Origin of the sequence: Leptospira bourretii (assembly GCF_004770145.1) — a bacterium.
Taxonomy (GTDB): Bacteria; Spirochaetota; Leptospiria; order Leptospirales; family Leptospiraceae; genus Leptospira_A; species Leptospira_A bourretii.
Map to the genome: position 1 here is coordinate 445,256 of NZ_RQFW01000005.1, position 19,262 is coordinate 464,517.

The following is a 19,262-nucleotide window of genomic DNA, read 5'->3' on the forward strand; positions in this document are numbered from 1 at the left end:
TATGATATAGGTGTGTCCTAGATTTGTCCCGATTTTTTTTGAGTTGCATGGACTGGAAAATCGGAAATTCTTAGGATAATCTATCCACTTTACGAGAGATCCCTTGAAACGAATTGTTTACCTACTTTCCTTTTTCGCCCTACTTAGTTTTGCCCTCCCGGTAGGATTTATTTCCTGCGAACCAGAAGCCAAAAAAGCTCCCAACCGAAAGACAGATTTTACTTACGGAGACTTTGAAACTGTGATTCGTTCGGTAGACAAACTGTATATTGATAAACATATCAATGTCAACCGAGCCTTTACTGACGCAGCCAGTTTTTCAGCACTAAGTTTGCCACACCCACTTTATATTTATCCGGAAAGTTATTTCAAACAACGCGAAAAATATGATGATAAAGAAGATCTTTGGCCAGGAACAACGTTCAAACTTTCTCCTTCAGATGCATTTGTCATTTTTGATCCTGACTATGATCAGGTTGAAAAAATTCAAAAAGAAAAACGGAAAAAAAACGAAAACAGAAAACTTTCTGACGCGGAATTGAAAAAACTCATAGAAAAGGAAAAACTGAAAAAATCTGTTATTTCTGCAAGTTGGGAAGAAATCAATTTTTCTAAGAAAGATTTTGATCGAGTGATCTCTTACATTCAAGATAACCTAGAAAAATACAAAACTCCTGTATTAAAAGGATTAGTGGAATTAGATGGTGAACTAGAAGAAGAGGAAGAAGACAAAAAAGAATTCAGCATGGAACAAGTGTTTGTTGCTGCTGCCAATGGATATTTAAATTCTCTTGATCCCCATTCCAATGTTTTTTTGGAAGAAGTTTGGGAAGAGTCCATGAAAAAAATCAGCGATGGTTCTTTTGAAGGTATTGGAGCCATTCTTTCTGGTGGAGGAAGCAGAGAAGTAATCGTAGAAAACCCATTGGAAGGAAGCCCCGCTTTAAAAGCAGGGATTCGAAGTGGAGATAGCATCGTAGCTGTTGATGGTAAACTAATCAAAAATTTATCACTTGATAAAGTGGTCAAAAAAATCAAAGGACCAAAGGCAACAAAAGTTGTTCTTACCATTTCCAGAAAAGGAAATACAGGAAAAATTGATATAGAAGTGGTGCGAGATAAAATTACGATTAAAAACGTAACTTACCATCTAGTAAAAGAAAATCCGCAAATTGCATATATCAAACTCACCGGATTTGTAAAACCCGGTCCAGGTGAAGCACCGGTAGATACACAAATTGCCGAAGCTTTGTCAGAAATGGAAAAAACGGCAAAAGAAAATGGAAAACCTCTAAAAGCTTTGATTTTGGATCTAAGAGGAAACTCAGGCGGGTTTTTGAATTTAGCCATTGATATCGCTGATATGTTCATTGAAAAAGGTTTGATCGTTTCAACAAGAACTCCTTCAGGAAGAGATAAAGAAGAAATGGCAAGAAATAAGGATATCACCAAACTTCCATTAGCAATCCTTATCAATTCAAAGTCGGCATCTGCTTCTGAAATTGTGGCTAGCGCAATCCAACATCATGGAAGAGGAATTTTACTTGGAGAGAGAACATTTGGTAAAGCCACAGTTCAAACACTTGAGCACCTTGATAGTAACCCAGCCTATTTACTAAAAATCACCAATGCCAGATACTATTCCCCTTCTGGTAAAACGATCCAAGTGGTAGGTGTCTCTCCTGATATCGAAGTTTCGGAAGAACAAGACGGAACATTTCCATTCCGATACAGAGAAGAAGATATGTGGAACCACTTGCCTTTAATCCCACATGAAGGTGTTGTTAAATCTAGATTCAATTTAAACGGCATCAAAGATTATGTGAAAAAAAATGGAAAAGCTGATACATATCTAAAAGAACATGCAATTGATGCCATCAAACCAGACTATATGTTGATCAGAAGTTTGGATTACATTGAAGGAATGTTAAATACAAAATAATCCGAATCCCAAAAGGTTAGGATAGGAATTTACAATACAATTGGAAACCATGTGACACGAATTAAATCAGATTTTTTGATCATTGGAAGCGGGGTGAGTGGTTTATTTACTGCGCTAAAACTTGCTCCGCTTGGATCTGTAGTGGTTGTTACCAAAAAGGCAGACTACGAATCTAACACCAATTATGCGCAAGGGGGAATTGCCTCCGTTTTTGATGACAAGGATAAGTTTGAAGAACATATCAAAGATACCTTAGAATCGGGCGCTGGCCTCTGTGACTTAGAAGCGGTGCGAGTCCTTGTTGAAGAAGGACCCACGCGGGTTCGGGAACTTCTAGACCTGGGAGTTCCTTTTACCAGAAACCAAACGGGGGAACTCGATCTTGCCCGCGAGGGTGGTCATAGTAAAAACAGAATCATTCACTCTTTGGATAGGACAGGTAGTGCCGTAGAACAGTCATTACTTGACCATGTTCATGCTAACAAAAACATCCAAATTTTAGAAAACCATGCCTGCGTGGATCTTATCACCAAACACCATTTAAAGGATAAAGAAAATCTTCCTCTTAGATGTTATGGTGCTTATATAGTCGATACAGAAACAGGTGAGGTATTTCCAGTCCTCGCTAAAAAAACGATTTTAGCTACGGGTGGTGCCGGTCAGGTATACTTACACACAACCAATCCAAATATTGCAACTGGTGACGGAGTGGCGAGTGCCTACCGAGCAGGGGCCATTGTCAAAAACATGGAATTTTATCAGTTCCATCCCACTTCCCTTTTCCATGAACAAGGAAATAGTTTTTTAATTTCAGAAGCAGTTCGTGGCCATGGTGGCATCTTACGAGAGATAGGTGGTAGGCCCTTCATGAAAGACTATCATGATATGGGGGAACTCGCGCCAAGAGATATCGTAGCTCGTGCCATCGATGATACGATGAAAAAACGAGGAGAACCTCACGTCCTTCTCGATATCACACATAGACCAGCAAACGACATCATCAACCACTTCCCGTCAATTTATGAACGTTGTAAAAAACTAGGGATCGATATCACAACGGATCCTATCCCTGTGGTACCCGCCGCTCATTATATGTGTGGTGGTGTGGCAACCGATCTTCTCGGACGAACCAATATTGCAGACCTATATGCTTGCGGAGAAACTACTTGCACAGGAGTTCATGGGGGAAACCGATTGGCATCAAATAGTTTGTTAGAATGCCTTGTTTTTTCGCATCGAATTGCGGGAGATATCCAATCGCAAGGAAAACTGAGTTATTCAGCCGAAACAGATCTTATACCTGATTGGAACAAAGAAGGAACTACCAATACAGAAGAATGGGTTCTCATCTCACATGATTTGATTGAAATCAAAACCATTATGAGTAATTACGTGGGGATTGTGCGTTCAGATATGCGACTCGAAAGAGCACTCCGTCGTTTGAAACTCATTTCCGAAGAAGTAAAGGACTATTACAACAGGACCACTGTCTCTCTTGGGTTACTTGAACTAAGAAACTTAGTGAAAGTCGCTGAACTCATTGTTCGTTCAGCACTATTAAGGAAAGAAAGTCGTGGACTTCATTTTAGTACGGACTATCCTGAAGATAGAACTCCTTCGAGACAAGATACCATTCTTTCACACAAACTTTAAACAACAAATAAAGGTTACGCGCCAGGGACCCTAGCGGAAATCCTTTCTCGTCAGAGAAAGATTGAAGCGGAGGGCCCGGTCCTTTTGCATTTCGAATATTTGATTAAAGAAAATGTTGGAGGCGCCCACCTAACTTTAAATGTATGAAATCAAAAACTCACGAAACAAAGAAGCGCCACCAAACAAAAATTATCCTCTAAATCCAAGAATGGTATAAACGATACCCAAAATGATGGGTAGGATCGAATAACTAAACACATGGATGAAGTATCCGCGTTTTTCGCCCCATTTTTGTTTCATTGGCTCCAACTTCCAAAAAAAACCCGGTTTGTAAATGCGGAGGATATAAGTGGTGGTTCCGTAGAGGATAAAAAATACGCCGAGTCCTACTGTGATTAGGTTCATAAGTCTCCTTGATAATCTCAAACTTATGCGAGAATACGAACTTTCCAAGAAAAAAAAACGGTAAAAGTCGAATTGGCTATCGGAATGGGAAAGGTCGTGATAGAGGGAAACCATTGGGTGGCGGGTTCAGTTCCCCACCCTAATCAGGGCGGGGATACTAAATTCGCGCCCACTCCACCGCAAAAAATATACGAAACTCCAATAAAAACTTACCAAAATTACAATTTTCAAGAACCAAAAAGAAAAGAATTCACCTATTCAACTTACCAATACAAGGTTAGGTGCCAAATGATCAAACTTCGTTATTCCTCCCAAGACAATCGATTCCATTTACGATTTGGATTTTCGACAACTCTTTTCTCCATTGCAAAATCGATTCCCAATGCTCTTTACCAATACCCTACCAAGTCTTGGTCTTATCCCAATGATCCGAGAGTCATAAAACAATTATTAAATGCCTTTGAACCATACGACATTCGGATCTCACCAAAAGAAATTCCCAAAAGATGCGGAATTTTAGAAGATTTTCTAAAAGCAACCAGAGACAGAAATTTCACCTTCTGTACTACCAAAACATACTTCTCTCACTTATTTCGATTACTGGTGTTTACAGAAAAACTTCCATCTAACATAAAAATGATGGATTTAGAAAATTATTTGGATTATTTAATCATTGAACGTGGAGCCAAAGCCTCTAGTGTTCGTTCTGCAAGACAAGCTTTTATCTTTTATTTTCGAGAGGTGAGAAAGCAGTTTACTCATTTAAAATTTCCAAAAATGAAAGTGGAATCTAAACTTCCTGAAGTTTTGTCGGCAGAAGAAACAAGGGCCATCTTCGATGCACTTCCCAACATAAAACATAAAATGTTACTACTCATTAGTTATTCCTCTGGATTACGGGTGAGCGAAGTGATTCATTTGAAAATAACGGATATAGATCTAAAAAGAAATATGGTCCGAGTGAACCAAGGCAAAGGCAAAAAAGATAGATATACTGTTCTTGCTACAACACTCATTGAAGAATTAAAAGAATATCTGAAAACAAGAGAATACAATTTACTCTTAAAACAAAGTTATAACGAAGTCAAAGCAAATCCTTGGTTATTTCCTGGAATGAAAAATAGACCACTTAATATTCGTACGGCGGAAAGCATTTTCACAAATGCTGCTCAAAAGGCAAAAATCAAAAAGAAAGTCAGCTTCCATAGTTTGCGGCATGCTTTTGCGACTCATCTTTTAGAATTGGGAACCGATTTACGAATGATCCAAACATTACTCGGACACACAAGTGTCCGAACCACACAAATTTACACCAAAGTCGCAAGAAGCCGGTTAGAAAATATCGCAAGTCCTTTGGACAGAATTCCCGCTATCACTGAAAAAAACAAATACAACTCAGACAAACAGAATGAGTATTAAATAATTGGAGCAAAAATCCAAACAATAAGCAACACCACCGTTAAACCAACGACACTCTCTAACAATCGCTTGACGAAATCAAACATCTACGAAAAATACAACGTTATCTTCCTAAATAGACCAGCAGTGCATCACAATGAAACAAAAACTTTTCATCCCTTTGTTTAGTCTCTTTTTATGTTCTACGCAAATATTTGCCCAACTCAAACCCGAACTTGAAAACGAATGGATCCAATCCAAAAGTTTAGGACCAATCATCGACAAGTCTTCCATTCGCTGGAACTTTCTCGCCGAAGTCAAAGTAGACAATCTAGAAAGTATCCAAGGTTATGAAGTAAAGTGGCCGGAAAAAACTAAATACATCTCCGAATCCGAAAAAATCAATTTAGGCACCATATCTTTGTTCAGCGAACCTCTGACCGAAAAAGAATATCGTTGGATTTACGAATTAGGAAACACAAGCCTCTTCTTTACTTTTGAAATCATAAACACAAAAGGTGAAAAAAAACATCTAAATGTTCCCATCAACTTTTCAGAAAAAACCAAAGAATCACTCCGTCTATTTATGGAAAAAAATCTAAACGTAAAAAAGGAACCCATCAAAACAGCTTTTTTACGAAACTTAGATGGTAGACGATGGTATGTTGGAAATTCGGGAGAAAACGAAGAACAGGTGTTAATTGAAATGATTCCAGAAGGAACTCAAATCGAAACATGGACAGAAATTTATCGTTTAAATCTTCTGAAAACCATTGGCAGCTCCAACCGAACTGCTTTTATGAATGCAGTCAAAGAAAGTTTATCTGAAAACTGTCCCAGTTTGATTTTTAACACGATTTTAGAAACTAACAATGAAATTATCTATGAATGGTCACATAACGGATGCAACGGTTGGCCTGCATCCACAGAAATCACTCGTATGATCACGGGCCCATCAAACTCCACGATGTTTACATTCGCTTATAAAAAAGGAAGTCTTCCAATCAGTTTACGTGAAATTTACCTCACCATCTTGGAAAAAGAAAAATAAATTTGTGCGTCCCCAATTTGATTTACTATTCAAATCTTATTGAAACAGGGTCGGGCCACTCCGGGGTTCGCTGACGCTTCCGTCACCTACCATCTAACGATGGCAGGTGACCAAGCCCTGCGTCTCCCTAACGCGGAGAATTGACAAGACCAAACGAAAACTCTAATTTTTTCCTTTTTGTGCCCAAAAGTAAATTAGCACTAAAACTCCAATTCCTGTTAGACCAATCAATTGCCACCAACCGCTCATTCCCACATCATGAAGGCGGCGTGAACCCACACTCAAACTTGGCAACAACACAGCTAAAGAAAAGATTCCACCAATGATGGGAAGAATCATGTTGAGAACTGCACTTATGATGATACAGAAAACAACCCACCACCAAAATTCTGGCCTTTTGGCATTGCCGCTAAAATCAGCATATTTTTGAAAACATACCTTAATCGCATCTTGGAATGACATATCGTTTTACCTTCCAGTGAATCACTTATTTTGTTTCGTTACAAACGACGCATATTAGAAATTAATTATTTATAATGTAAAGTAAAAAAATAGGCTTTATATCCATGTTACATATAGGAATTCTTATTTTCTCTGAAGTGGAAGTAATGGACTTTCCGGACCCTTCGAAGTATTTTCTATCGCAGAAACTAACGATCACAAAAAATCATGTAATGTATTTCTAGTTGCAGAAAACCTTTCGTCCGTTAAAGCAAGAAACGGATTGATGGTTTTACCTAACTTTGACTACGCAAATTGTCCACTGATGGATATTTTCATCGTCCCTGGAGGATACGGCGCCGAAGCGTATGAAATCAAAAATCAAACAACTCTTAGTTGGATCAAAGCAAAATACTTAGAAGTTAAGCATTTAGCTTCCATTTGTACGGGTGCTTTTCTATTAGCAGAAATAGGATTTTTAGATGGATTAGATGTGACAACTCATTGAATGGGAAGTAGTCACTCGAACAGCAAAACGGATGGAATACGATTGGATTCCAGAATGAGATAGGTTGTAAGAAAATTCGTTCGACGAGTTACGGTATAACCCGATGTCTTTTCACCAATTCATCTTTTATAAAATTTCATTTATGTTCCTTTCGTGGCAAATGTTTGCACAAAGATACTTAGTATCTTGTCCGATGAAATCTATTGCCAAAATAGACCATAAAAATAATAGTGCTCCTGATTTCATTTCCCCAAAAAATGAGAAGGAGAGATCTTGAATCGAATACTTAAAGAAGAATTATTTTTTTCTACTATGATGACAATTGGAATGGTAACGGTTATGTTATCATATAACATCATTTTAATTTTTGGGTTTCATACCAATACGTTACTAATGATTGTTAAACAGTTTATTCCGATTTTTTTAATAGCCTTTGCCGTAGAGCAATTAGTGGTAAGTCACAATGTAAAGAAATTACATAAGATTTTAGTCTCTCCAAGTGATCCCAAGTTTAAACATATATTAATCATGGTTTTACTTATGGTTACATCAATGTGTTTACTCATGACACTCATCACAACCCTGATCAATATAGGAACAGAAAATCATTTTCTCAAACATTACGTCAGTTCAGTCGTAAAAAATTATCCAGTAGCACTTCTTGCGCAGCTAATCGTTGTCGGCCCCATTGTCCGCTCTATCCATTTAAAACTATTTAGCAAATCAAAACTTGTTTCTTAAGTTACTCTTTATTTGTACCAATTTCCCCAACTGAATTCGATCTCTATCTTAAAAATGGCATGGGTGCTGCACAGCACCCATGAATGGGTGCGAGCGGGAGCTCTGGCCATGGAGGGCCAGGCGAACGCAAGGCGCCCATGCCATTTTTAAGATAGTATATTCGCTGAAGGGGAAATTTACGTGGGTGGATGACGGGATTCGCCTTCCACGGTTCTCCCATCCAGGTCGAACTCGTTCCAGGCCGTCTTTTTCGAGCCCTCGCGCGTCCTTGCGCTCGGTCGTTCTCGCTTAACGCCAATTAGGCAAGGTGTCTTGCCAAATTGGCTACTCGAACTCTATCGCAAAATCGTTCGAATCCCAATCTTTTGGTTTCTATATTAATTTGTTTGGAGTTTGAATCGCCGAAGGCGATTTAATGGGTGGATGACGGGATTCGAACCCGCGACGACCGGTACCACAAACCGGGGCTCTACCGCTGAACTACATCCACCGTTTCTAGAACAATCATCGACCCGAGAGGGATTCGAACCCCCGACCAACTGCTTAGAAGGCAGTTGCTCTATCCAGCTGAGCTACCGGGTCAGATAGAACCAACTGATTCGGGATGACAGGATTTGAACCTGCGACCCTCTGTACCCAAAACAGATGCGCTACCACTGCGCTACATCCCGAGAAAGTCCTTGAAACACCAGTGTTTTTGGCTTAGGGACTGTGTCAACAAAACGGAGATTTATTTCTTTAGGTTCTTCAATCTTTCTAAGAGGATGGGATGGTTTGGGTTCTTTTGTAAGGCTTTGCGATAGGCTTTCCAAGCTTCCTCTGGTTTTCCAATGGTTTGCAAAAAATAACCAAAGGAATCCAAATAGGCTGGGTTGTTAGGATCGAGTTCCAGAGCTTTTTTTAAGGAGCGAATGGCTTCCGCACGTTCCTCGGAGTTTGGCTTTTTTTTCAAAGCCAGTAGGTAACCAAGAGAGTTCAAACTGTTTTTGTAATCGGGAGTATGCCTTAAAATCCTTCTATGGATATCGATGGCTTCTTCCAACCGATGTGTGTATTCATAAACGTGGGCCAAAAAAGACAAAAGTTTTGGGTCATCCACTGCCACTTGTAATCTTTCTTTGATGATGGATTCGGCTGTTTCCCAGTCTTTTAATTCCACAAGGGCAAATACCTTCAGGCGGTACGCATTATCCAGTTCAATGAACCCTGGATATTCGCTAAGGATCCGATCCAAAACCTGAATCGATTTTTTAAAGTTTTTAGTCTGAAAACAACATAAAGCAAAATTATACAAAAGGATGGGATCTTCTGGATTTTGGAGTAAGGCCTGATCCAAAAGGTTCAGTGCCATGGCATAATTGCCCTTGTTCATGTAACCGAGGTAGTCTGTTTCTTCAGCCATTAGTTTACTTAGATTGTAGTTCCTTTAATCGAATCATTTCCGTTAGATCCAATTGAATCGGTGTGACAGGAAGTTTTCCTTGGTAATAGGCTTCAAAATCAGTTCCTGTTTCTTCATCATGTCCAAGCAAACTTCCATTTAACTGAAATTCGCTGACACCTTCAATGATTTGTTTTTTTTCATATTTTTCAGAGTAACGACGACGACCAAGACGAGCAAACACAACTTCGTTTAATGTGCCTGAACCAGAAATTTCGGGAGGAAAATTTAAATTCCATACTTCGCCGGACTGAATCTGCGATTTGTATTTTTCCAAAAACAACAAAACTAGTTCTGCTTCTTTCTCATAACCATCGTCTGGATCAATCCGACCAGAACTCACGGCAAGAGATGGAATCCCATGAAGGGCTCCATGTTTGGCTGCACCAACAGTTCCTGAATAATGGACATCATACCCCATATTCACACCACGGTTGATCCCAGAGATCACAAAGTGAATTTTCGGAAAAATCTCTGCATACAATCCAATGTTCACACAATCAGCAGGAAAGCCGTCAGCAATATAATGGTTGTTATTGATTCGTTCCACTCGCATCCCTTGGAAGATGGTGAGCGCCATTGATGTCACAGAACGTTCTTTCAAAGGTGCAATCAGATAGGTTTGATACGATTTGCCAAGAACACGTTCTAAGGCTTTGATTCCGGCGGAAGAAATTCCGTCGTCATTGGTAATGAGTAAATTCAAATTAAAAACCGCCCGAAATCGATTGGAGGATACTCGTTGCCGTATATAAATTCATAAGGAAAGGAAAGATGATGGTAAGTCCAAGTGCATAAAACGAAAACCGAAGCGAATCACGATTCCTTAGTTCGTAGATGGACTTTAAACCACGAGAAACTACCAGGCTATAGAGCAAAATAAAACTGAGGAGTAAAAAAAGCCCTGACCCAAGCCCCGAAAGTCCCAATGCATGAAATACAATACAAACAGGAGCAAATAACAAAAAAAGTACGACGGAGTGTCTTGCAAAGAGGATCAAAAATAAAAGTTTCGGTGTCCTTCCCTTTTTTTGTACATAATAGTCAGCCACTAGTGAATAAAAAAAAGGAAAAAATCGAAACAAAAACAAATTGGCGATAAAACCAAAAAACAAAAACGACAAAGTAGAAATGGTGTATGGAGCAGAAAGTATACTCATTCCCACTGACAAAGATAAGGCGGAAAGGATGGAAAACATCCAACTGGACACAGGACTTGCTGCAAAAGGGATCTCTTGGACCTCCTCCGAATACCGAAGGGGATCCAAAAATACCAATTCTAATACATCCACTAAATCGAAGAAAAAATCTCTCATAACATTAATTTTCCAAGTGCTGTTGGTAAGATGACCAAAACTTGAGATTGGATGAGAGATCTAATTTTGGATACATGAGAATTGTCTCCAAAAAAGCTTACACCAATCGATTGTAAAAAACGATCAAAGGGAGAGATCTCTTGTTCAAAAAGTGGAATGAGACCATCGTATTGGCAAAGTTCAGAAAGTTTTTTATGAGCTTCGCGTCTTCCACCAATGTCATCCACAAGTTTGTTACGGAATGCATCTTCTCCGGAATAGATTTTTCCTTCAGCTAACTCTTCGATGGATTTAACCGTTTTGTTTCTTCCTTTGGCAACATCTTCCACAAACTTACGATAGGTGTCTTGTAACTGTTTTCCAATCATATCATCTTCTTCGTTTGTAGAATCACGAAATGGAGAATACATATCTTTGTATTTCCCTGCTTTGTAAGTGCGGACACCTACTCCATAACGATCCAAAAGCCCTTTTACGTTAGGTGCAAACGAGATGACGCCAATGGAGCCTGTAATGGTTCCGTTCTGAGCAAAAATATAATCGGAAGCTGCGGCGATATAATAACCACCGGAGGCAGCCACATCTTTCATACTCACCACAATCTTTTTGGTTTTACGCAAATGAAGGAGTTCGTTGAAAATTTCTTGGGAAGCAGCGACCGTTCCACCTGGGGAATTGATTTCGACTAGGATTCCTTTGATATTTCCATCTTCTTCCAATTCACGTAATTGGCGTAAAACGGTATCAGCACCCGTAGAGTCAAATGTGGATTCCCCAGAGTGGATCTCACCTACGATCGGTATGACGACAGCACCAATTTCACTGGCTTGGAAAAGACCACCACCGGTCCCACTAGAGAAACGGGCAAGGCTTGATCCAGATACCAAGATGGCAATTCCGAGAATTGTGGCAATGGTGGAGAACAAAAAGGAGAGAAAGAGAAGAAATTGGTTTCTTTCCATAAACTCCCACAAGCAAAACCTTGCAAAAACTCGAGTCAACTTTAATAATTCTTTACTTTTTTTTAGAAAAAGTTTATTTTCCTTGTACGGGCTAACCGAAAATTAGACAGGTAGTCACAGGATTTATGTCCAGGCACCGCCGAGACATAAGGCCTTTACCAAGGAAGGTAGGACATGGATGTTCGTCTCAATCGTCTCCTCAACTCAGCCGAAAAACTAATCCAGGACAAAAAGGACAGTAAAGATGTCTCTGGAAAATCAGGAGTTCCTGTACAAAAGTCAGAGGAAAAATCCGACTTTGTTGTCAGCCTTCCTGTTCAGTACCACAATATCCAATCAAGGCTCACGGAATTGCAAAAACAACTTTCCAAAGAACAATCTCGGATTGGCCTTTTGGAAGATAACTCACAAGAAGAAGACAAACTCAAAGAACTTCTTTTTGAAGGAGAACCACTATTCCCAGAGTTAGGTGAAGGAAAAGTAACCAAACCGGAAATTTTAGAAAACAGCAAAGGTAATATTTCCAGTCTCCTTGCGGAACTAAAGAAAAAGGAAGTTGAGAGCGAAAATATCTTTTCTCTTGGAATGATGTTAAACCCAGAAGAGTTCAAAGGTAAAATCGGAACTTTGTCTGCTTCTTCTATGAAACCAATTTCTGAAACAATGGTGAAACGACTTCTCGGCAATTAATTGGAATTAAAACGTAGCCTCAATACTTTTGATTCCATCTCCGTTCTCTTCTCCTCTATGGTGGGGTCGGGAATCTTTTTCACCTCTGGGTATTTGATCAAAGAAACCGGAAACCTCTGGATTGTCCTATTCTGTTGGATTGTAGGCGGAATTTTGGCCCTTTCTGGTTCCATTACCTACGCTTATGCAGCTCGCCTCCTCCCATTCGCTGGAGGAGATTATGTTTATCTAAAAGTTGCTTACTCTCCAGCCATTGCTTTTATGAGTGGTTGGTCTTCCCTACTCACTAATTTCTCTGCTTGTGTATCGGTACTTGCTCTCGCCTTCGGTAAGTATGTTCAGATTTTATTTCCAGAACTTCCTGTTTGGGAATCTCCCACATATACTTTGTTAGGTTTGGATTTACAAGTTAGTTCCATCACCTTCATTGGTGTTTTACCAATTTTATTTTTTAGTACGCTCAACTACTTTGGAATTAAGTCAGCAGTGCGTGTACAAAATGTTTTCGCTGTTCTAAAGATTACTGGCCTACTTCTCTTTTTGGCACTTGGGTTTTCGATTGGAAACACAAATTGGTTTTATTTATTCAACTCTCCTTTTCCAAACCTAATGGAACTTTCTTTTTACTCCAAAGTTTTGATTGGGATTGTTCCCGTGTCTTTCTCTTATTTGGGATGGAATATGATTACCTATATTGCGGAAGAGGTAAAAAACCCAGAAAAAACGATTGTTCGTTCCGCTATCACTGCATGTTTTCTTGTGGCTGGGCTTTATTTTGTGATCAATTTGCTGTTTGTGATCTCGGCTCCCATTGAAGAGTTAGCTGGCCAAGATGGGATTGGGGCAATCGCCTTTCAGAAGTTATTTGGTTCAAACTATTCAATTTTAACAACAAGTTTTATTGCTTGGGTGATTTTGGGTTCCATGTCGGCAATTCTGATTGGAGGAAGTCGAGTTTATTTTGCGATGGCAAGAGATGGAGTGTTTCTTCCCTCTTTTTCCAAAGTCCATCCCAAATGGCACAGCCCTTATGTTTCTATTTTTTTTCAAGGTTTCGTGGCGATTCTATTTTTGTTTGTAAAAGAAATTGAAGCCCTACTTTACATGATCACTTGTTCTATTTTAATTTTGTCATGCCTTACGGCAGCCACGCCCTTTCGGTTTGAAAAGATGGGAATGAAATCGGATTATAAAATTCCTTTTTATCCTTTGCCCATTTTTCTTTATATTTTTGCCAATATTGCGGTGATGGCCATTCTCTTTATTGAAAAACCAATCACTGCCGGGTGGGGACTCATGATCACTCTCATTGCCCTTCCCGTTTATTATGGATTTCGATTGGATAAAAAAATGGCCGAAGCTAAAAAGTAATCACTCAAATAACTAAGCTGGCATTTAAGCAATAGCCATAAACGTTTTGCCGATAATTGGCATCACATCGTCTTTTGCCAACACCCAAATCACATCTCCACCTCTCACTTGTGTATTTCCCGATGGAATCAAAAATTGTTCTCCCCGGGCAATGAGAAGGATATGTGACTGTTCTGGGAGTTTGATTTCAAACAAAGCTTTGTCCACCACACTTGAGTTATATGGAACGATCAACTCTTGTAATGTCATCCCTGGAAACTCAATGTTATCAAAGTCTGTAGGATGATATATTTTACGATCAGGATCCTTTTTTAAAATTCCTAACCACTGCGCCACACGAGGGATTAGAGAACCTTGTACGAGAAGGGAAACAAGAACCACAAAAAACACAATATGAAAAAGTAAATCTCCCCAAACCAATCCTTGGGCAATTGGAAACGTCGCTAGGATGATCGGTGAGGCACCACGTAAGCCCACCCAAGAAATAAATAACTTTTCTTTGACAGGCAACTTCACACGGAATAGCGAAATAAACACTGCCACTGGTCTTGCAAAAAGAATGAGTAATACCCCAATGAGAAGTCCCGGTACCCAAATATTAACCATCCGTGAAGGATACACAAGAAGTCCAAAACAAAGGAACATACCAATTTGTAAGATCCAAACATATCCGTTTAAGAAACGAAAGATGGATTTTTTATGTATGAATTTGTTGCGGCCAACAATGATCCCGGCAATGTAGACTGCCAAAAATCCATTCCCTTGGAACACAGTAGTGACTGCATAAATAAAAGGAACAGAAGCAGTGATAAAAACTAAATAAAGACCATCATATCCCAGTTTGACGGAGTTCATTAAATACAGAATGAGGATCCCCAAACTGTATCCCATCATTGATCCAACAAGAACCTGCATGACAAAAAACCGAAAGAATTGGAACCCACTAAAACTAGCATCAGCTGTGATGAGGTTCATAAAGATGGTTGTTAAAAGTACACCCACCGCATCGTTTGAACCAGACTCAAATTCTATGATTTTTTTTAAATGAACTGGTAAATCAGAAGATCCCGTTTTGAAGATATTAAATACCGAGGCAGCATCTGTGGCACTCACAATGGAACCAAGTAAAAACGATTCCATAAAACCAAGAACTGGGAATAAATAGTGGATGAGTACACCTAAAATCAGTGCAGTCAGAATGGTTCCCACAATTGACAACCGAATACCGACCGATAAGAAGTTTTTTAAACTATCCCATTCACTTTCAAGACCACCCAAAAACAAAATATAAATAAGGGCAAAAATCCCAATCGATTGTGCTAAACCATAATCACTAAAATCGATTCTCCCTGGACCGTCAGCACCAGCTAACATACCAAAGGTTAAAAAAATAAGTAAGATGGGAAACCCAAAACGGAAGAATAGTTTACTCGATAAAATAGAGAATAAAATAAGAGTAGAGATAACAAGAGCTTGTAAGGTAAAACTGTCTATCATGTTTATTCCTTAGACGAATCGAAAGGACTATCGATTCGAAGAAAGTATTTCTAGAGCCTTTGCTTTTAGAATGGGATGCACTACAAAGTCATCAGGATTTAGGGGACGAGAAGGTTTGTCGCCCGACGGATCCGTTTGGTTTGTTTGCCCAGGAAATTTCCATTTGTCACGACCAAGCCAGACAGAAAGTGCGTAGACCATACGTTGGAAAATTTCGTCCACTTTGTCCTGCCTGCCCGCCTTTTTATAGTATCCAAAGGCCAACATAGGAAGTTTCCGATCGTACATAAAATGATCACCCAAACGAATGAGGCCATCTTTATAATCGGTTTTGAGAAAGAGCTCACGTGCTTTACGGATATCACCTGCATTGAAAGCGGTATTAGCTTCTCGAATCAGTGCTGCTCTTTCCTTGGAGTCCATACAAAGAGTATCGAACTAAATTCCTAAATTGACAACTGAAAATTGTCTAAAAGAATGCATTTACCAGGAGAGAAATTTATGTTGGAAGTAGGGAAAAAAGCCCCCAATTTTACGAGTATCAACCAAAATGGCGAAAAAGTAAAACTCGCAGACCTAACAGGAAAAAATGGAATCGTTGTTTATTTTTATCCCAGAGATATGACACCGGGATGTACAACAGAAGCTTGTGACTTCCGTGACAATTTTGCCCGACTGAAAAAATTCGGATTCAATGTAGTGGGAATCTCCAAAGACAATCCCAAGTCGCATACCAAGTTCATCGAAAAACAAAACCTCAATTTTGATCTCATCTCCGATGAATCGGGCGAAATTTGTGAAGCTTATGGTGTTTGGAGAGAAAAGGTTTTTATGGGCCGTAAGGGGATGGGAATCGTAAGATCCAGCTTCCTACTCGATAGTTCTCTTAAAATCAAAAAAATCTATGACAGCGTGAAGGTAAAAGGACACGTTGAAGAAATCATCAAAGACATTCAGGAAATCCAAGGGAAATGAAAATAGAAACTTCTCCGCTCCAAATCCAAATCGGTTCGCCTAAATCTGGTACTTATTACAAACTCATCCCCATCTTCCAAGAGGATGTCAAAGAAGAACTCGGGAAAAAATTCCCGGTCCAAATCGAAACCAAAGTTTTTTCTGGTGAACTTGGAAAAGAATTTCGTGATGAAACAGAACAAACCATCTATCTTGGATTAGGTGAGAAAGAAAAACTTAACTTTAGAAAGTTTATATCCCATTTTTTTAAGTATGGAGAAAAAATTCTAAATTATGATGGAATGGGTCTTGAGATTATCATCTCTAAATCCCTTTCCAAAAAGTTCTCTGCGGATCGTATCGCTTATCAAATTGCCAATACACTTTTTATCGGAAGTTATCCTGTTTCCGTTTTACAAACTAAGAAAAAAGAAAAAAAGAAAGTGGGTGCAGTTTACTTAAAGTTCGAAGATAAATCAGTCACAAGTCTTGCAGAATCGGGATTATCTAAAAGTAAAATAGTCGCCAAACACGTGAATGGTGCTCGTCATATAGCTCATCTTCCTGCAAACTATTTTACACCTGATGATTTTGTTTCTCGTTCCAAAGAAATTGCAAAGGAATACAAACTCTCTGTTAAAGTTTGGGATGAACCACAATTGAAAAAAGAAGGTCTTGGTGGGATTTTGGCAGTAGCTCGTGGATCAGAGCTCAATGGCAAGATGGTAATTTTAGAATACAAACCGACCAAAGCCAAAAAGAAATTCGCCATTGTAGGAAAGGGATTAACCTTTGATACCGGTGGAATTTCACTCAAACCTCCAGGTGAAATGCATGAAATGAAATATGATATGTGTGGGGCCGCTGCCACCATACACGCGATTGGTGCCATTGCCGCTCTCGAACTTCCGATTCATATAGTCGCAGCCATTGGTGTGGCAGAAAATATGCCAGATGGAAAAGCCATCAAACCGGGAGATGTGTACACCGCATACAATGGAACCACTGTGGAAGTGCAAAACACGGATGCAGAAGGAAGACTTGTGCTCGGTGATGTATTGTCCTATGTTTCTAAAAATTACAAACCAGACTATATGGTGGATTTAGCAACACTTACGGGAGCTGTGATCATTGCACTTGGCCATGAAGCCGCCGCCATCCTCACCAATTCGGATCCACTCCGAGAAGCCCTCTTCACTGCTTCTGAAACTTCAGATGACCGTGTTTGGGAACTTCCTCTTTGGGAGGAATATGGAGAAGATTTAAAATCGGACATTGCTGATTTAAAAAACATCACTGGTGGAGGGAAAGGGGCAGGAACCATTTCTGCTGGAATTTTTCTTTCTAAGTTTGTGGATGAGTCCATCAATTGGGCTCACATCGACATTGCCGGTGCCGCTTGGAGAAAGAAAAAATCAGGAACCCAATTCCACGGACCAACTGGTTACGGCGTACGTTTGTTAGTGGATTTAGCAAACGAACTATCTAAAAAATAACCAACCTCAGATTGAGTATATAAAAAAGGCGGGAGAATCTTTCCCGCCTTTCAAATCAAATCAAACTTTTACCTTTTTACAGAACCATTCTGAATGATTATTTTGTATGTTTTTTCAAAACAATTTGGTTCACATTGTACATGAGGATTACTGTGAGCACAATGGCTGTGGCAACCACATAACCTAGAATATCATATCTTTCCATATAACCGCTAGAAGTTTGGATCACAATGAGGCCCGCAACAGAAGCAGCAATTCCGCCAGAAATTTGTTGAATAGAAGAACTGATTGCCATAAAGGCACCACGGTCATGTAATTCGGGAACTGCAGATGTCAATGCATTGGCAGAAATCATTCGTGCCGCAACAAAAACAAAAAGAATGGAATTCACAAAAATCACAATTGGCAATGGAGTGATTTCCATTTTTGTGTAATAGATGATGATACCTGCAGCAAGGATGGACGCAATCACAAACATATTGTATTTTCCAATGGCATCACTCAGTCTACCCATCAATGGGCCACCTAACATTGACACAACTCCTGTTACCATATAAACCAAAGGTAAATCTTCTAGTTTAACCCCAAGATTGTGGACAGAAAATGCTGATCCAAAAGGCATTAACATAAACCCACCTGTTGCAAGTAAGGTGGTCGCAAGAAATGCTGGCATATATTTTGTTTGGGTTAATGTTTTCACTAAGTGATGGAATGCATGTAGATCTGTTTTGTGATCAAGATGAGTTGTGAGTGGCTTCAAAAAAGAGAAAATAACGAATCCTACAATTCCACTAATACCAGCGATCATCAAAAATGGAGATTGCCATCCCCATAAATTGGAAATATAAATCCCAATGGGAAGTCCAAACACTTGGCTTGCCGCAAATGCTGTCATAATGAATCCCATCACCCGTCCTCTCACTTGGAGTGGAAATAAGTCGGCAACAATCGCAAAGGAAATAGAGGAAAGAACTCCTGCAAAAATTCCCGTTAAAATTCGTGCACCAAATAAAAGTATGTAATTCGTTGCAATTCCGCATAGAAAGGTGGCGACCACAAATCCAACATAAAAGAATAATAATAATTTTTTGCGGTCAAATCGATCGGCAAAACCTGCTGCAAAAATACCGGAAATCCCTGCACTAAATGCATACGCAGATACTACAAATCCAAACTGTTGGGTTGAAATTTGTAATTTTTCCATGACGAGAACTCCCAGGGGAGATAGAATCATAAAATCAAGAACCACAGTAAATTGCAAAAAAGCAAGTAAACCGACTACAAAGACGTGATACGCGCTGAACTTAAAATCCATTCTATTTCCCTTTCCAGATATTTCTAAATATACGAATGATTCTACTAATCAATGCGGACATTTTAAGGCCGCCAAGGAGGA

General features: G+C 39.4%; 18 protein-coding genes, 3 tRNA genes and 1 pseudogene. 10 read left to right on the forward strand and 12 right to left on the reverse strand.

Annotation, left to right across the window (positions count from 1 at the left end; genetic code table 11):
• Window positions 1-103: 103 nt before the first annotated feature.
• Complete coding sequence (locus EHQ47_RS03690) at window positions 104-1,942, forward strand: S41 family peptidase (RefSeq protein ID WP_135747033.1); 1,839 nt, start codon at window positions 104-106, stop codon at window positions 1,940-1,942.
• Window positions 1,943-1,993: 51 nt separating this feature from the next.
• On the forward strand, window positions 1,994-3,595 hold the full coding sequence (gene nadB, locus EHQ47_RS03695; RefSeq protein ID WP_135747032.1) for an L-aspartate oxidase: 1,602 nt from the start codon (window positions 1,994-1,996) through the stop codon (window positions 3,593-3,595).
• A gap of 189 nt (window positions 3,596-3,784) precedes the next feature.
• On the opposite strand, the gene EHQ47_RS03700 is transcribed toward nadB, so the two are convergent.
• Complete coding sequence (locus EHQ47_RS03700; protein ID WP_135747031.1) at window positions 3,785-4,000, reverse strand: hypothetical protein; 216 nt, start codon at window positions 3,998-4,000, stop codon at window positions 3,785-3,787.
• A 288-nt stretch (window positions 4,001-4,288) separates the two neighbouring features.
• Between EHQ47_RS03700 and EHQ47_RS03705 the strand changes: the two genes are divergently transcribed.
• Both EHQ47_RS03705 and EHQ47_RS03710 read left to right on the forward strand, forming a co-directional pair.
• Window positions 4,289-5,419, forward strand: a complete 1,131-nt coding sequence (locus EHQ47_RS03705) for a tyrosine-type recombinase/integrase (RefSeq protein ID WP_208727392.1) — start codon at window positions 4,289-4,291, stop codon at window positions 5,417-5,419.
• A 136-nt stretch (window positions 5,420-5,555) separates the two neighbouring features.
• A complete protein-coding gene (locus tag EHQ47_RS03710; RefSeq protein WP_135747030.1) occupies window positions 5,556-6,449 on the forward strand; it encodes a hypothetical protein in 894 nt (297 codons plus the stop codon).
• Between the two features lie 162 nt (window positions 6,450-6,611).
• Here the strand turns inward: EHQ47_RS03710 and EHQ47_RS03715 are convergent, their stop codons facing one another.
• On the reverse strand, window positions 6,612-6,911 hold the full coding sequence (locus EHQ47_RS03715) for a DUF805 domain-containing protein (RefSeq protein WP_004785899.1): 300 nt from the start codon (window positions 6,909-6,911) through the stop codon (window positions 6,612-6,614).
• A 178-nt stretch (window positions 6,912-7,089) separates the two neighbouring features.
• Here EHQ47_RS03715 and EHQ47_RS03720 point away from each other — a divergent pair, with 178 nt between their 5' ends.
• On the forward strand, window positions 7,090-7,398 hold the full coding sequence (locus EHQ47_RS03720) for a DJ-1/PfpI family protein (protein WP_244290228.1): 309 nt from the start codon (window positions 7,090-7,092) through the stop codon (window positions 7,396-7,398).
• 273 nt (window positions 7,399-7,671) lie between these two features.
• Window positions 7,672-8,139 carry a DUF2798 domain-containing protein gene (locus tag EHQ47_RS03725; protein WP_135747029.1) on the forward strand — a complete coding sequence of 156 codons (468 nt, stop codon included), beginning with the start codon at window positions 7,672-7,674 and terminating at the stop codon, window positions 8,137-8,139.
• Between the two features lie 418 nt (window positions 8,140-8,557).
• Here the strand turns inward: EHQ47_RS03725 and EHQ47_RS03730 are convergent.
• From EHQ47_RS03730 to sppA, 7 genes and pseudogenes are all read right to left on the reverse strand, one after another.
• Window positions 8,558-8,629: transfer RNA gene (locus EHQ47_RS03730), tRNA-His, on the reverse strand.
• An 18-nt stretch (window positions 8,630-8,647) separates the two neighbouring features.
• A tRNA-Arg gene (locus EHQ47_RS03735) sits at window positions 8,648-8,721 on the reverse strand.
• A 17-nt stretch (window positions 8,722-8,738) separates the two neighbouring features.
• Window positions 8,739-8,810, reverse strand: a tRNA-Pro gene (locus EHQ47_RS03740).
• A 59-nt stretch (window positions 8,811-8,869) separates the two neighbouring features.
• Window positions 8,870-9,541 carry a tetratricopeptide repeat protein gene (locus EHQ47_RS03745; RefSeq protein WP_135776568.1) on the reverse strand — a complete coding sequence of 224 codons (672 nt, stop codon included), beginning with the start codon at window positions 9,539-9,541 and terminating at the stop codon, window positions 8,870-8,872.
• Window positions 9,542-9,545: 4 nt separating this feature from the next.
• Window positions 9,546-10,286 carry a 5'/3'-nucleotidase SurE gene (gene surE, locus EHQ47_RS03750; protein WP_135776569.1) on the reverse strand — a complete coding sequence of 247 codons (741 nt, stop codon included), beginning with the start codon at window positions 10,284-10,286 and terminating at the stop codon, window positions 9,546-9,548.
• A 1-nt stretch (window position 10,287) separates the two neighbouring features.
• The gene (locus EHQ47_RS03755; protein WP_135747026.1) at window positions 10,288-10,896 is read right to left on the reverse strand and encodes a hypothetical protein; all 609 of its coding nucleotides are present in this window, start codon (window positions 10,894-10,896) and stop codon (window positions 10,288-10,290) included.
• A gap of 115 nt (window positions 10,897-11,011) precedes the next feature.
• Window positions 11,012-11,810: pseudogene (sppA, locus tag EHQ47_RS03760) on the reverse strand (signal peptide peptidase SppA); the annotation flags it as partial.
• 222 nt (window positions 11,811-12,032) lie between these two features.
• On the opposite strand from sppA, the gene EHQ47_RS03765 reads away from it, so the two are divergent.
• Window positions 12,033-12,548, forward strand: a complete 516-nt coding sequence (locus tag EHQ47_RS03765) for an LIC10415 family protein (protein WP_135635419.1) — start codon at window positions 12,033-12,035, stop codon at window positions 12,546-12,548.
• Window positions 12,549-13,919, forward strand: a complete 1,371-nt coding sequence (locus tag EHQ47_RS03770) for an APC family permease (RefSeq protein WP_135776571.1) — start codon at window positions 12,549-12,551, stop codon at window positions 13,917-13,919. It begins immediately after the preceding gene.
• A 24-nt stretch (window positions 13,920-13,943) separates the two neighbouring features.
• Here the strand turns inward: EHQ47_RS03770 and EHQ47_RS03775 are convergent, their stop codons facing one another.
• Both EHQ47_RS03775 and EHQ47_RS03780 read right to left on the reverse strand, forming a co-directional pair.
• The gene (locus tag EHQ47_RS03775; protein ID WP_135776572.1) at window positions 13,944-15,416 is read right to left on the reverse strand and encodes a potassium/proton antiporter; all 1,473 of its coding nucleotides are present in this window, start codon (window positions 15,414-15,416) and stop codon (window positions 13,944-13,946) included.
• Between the two features lie 27 nt (window positions 15,417-15,443).
• Window positions 15,444-15,839, reverse strand: coding sequence for a hypothetical protein (locus tag EHQ47_RS03780; protein WP_135696541.1), 396 nt, complete (start codon window positions 15,837-15,839; stop codon window positions 15,444-15,446).
• Between the two features lie 78 nt (window positions 15,840-15,917).
• On the opposite strand from EHQ47_RS03780, the gene bcp reads away from it, so the two are divergent.
• Both bcp and EHQ47_RS03790 read left to right on the forward strand, forming a co-directional pair.
• Entirely contained in the window at window positions 15,918-16,391 is a 474-nt protein-coding gene (bcp, locus tag EHQ47_RS03785; RefSeq protein ID WP_135776573.1) for a thioredoxin-dependent thiol peroxidase, read from the forward strand.
• The gene (locus EHQ47_RS03790; protein ID WP_135747021.1) at window positions 16,388-17,866 is read left to right on the forward strand and encodes a leucyl aminopeptidase; all 1,479 of its coding nucleotides are present in this window, start codon (window positions 16,388-16,390) and stop codon (window positions 17,864-17,866) included. Before bcp ends, EHQ47_RS03790 begins: the two co-directional genes overlap by 4 nt.
• Before the next feature lie 97 nt (window positions 17,867-17,963).
• Here the strand turns inward: EHQ47_RS03790 and EHQ47_RS03795 are convergent, their stop codons facing one another.
• Entirely contained in the window at window positions 17,964-19,181 is a 1,218-nt protein-coding gene (locus EHQ47_RS03795; RefSeq protein WP_135747020.1) for an MFS transporter, read from the reverse strand.
• Window positions 19,182-19,262: the final 81 nt, after the last annotated feature.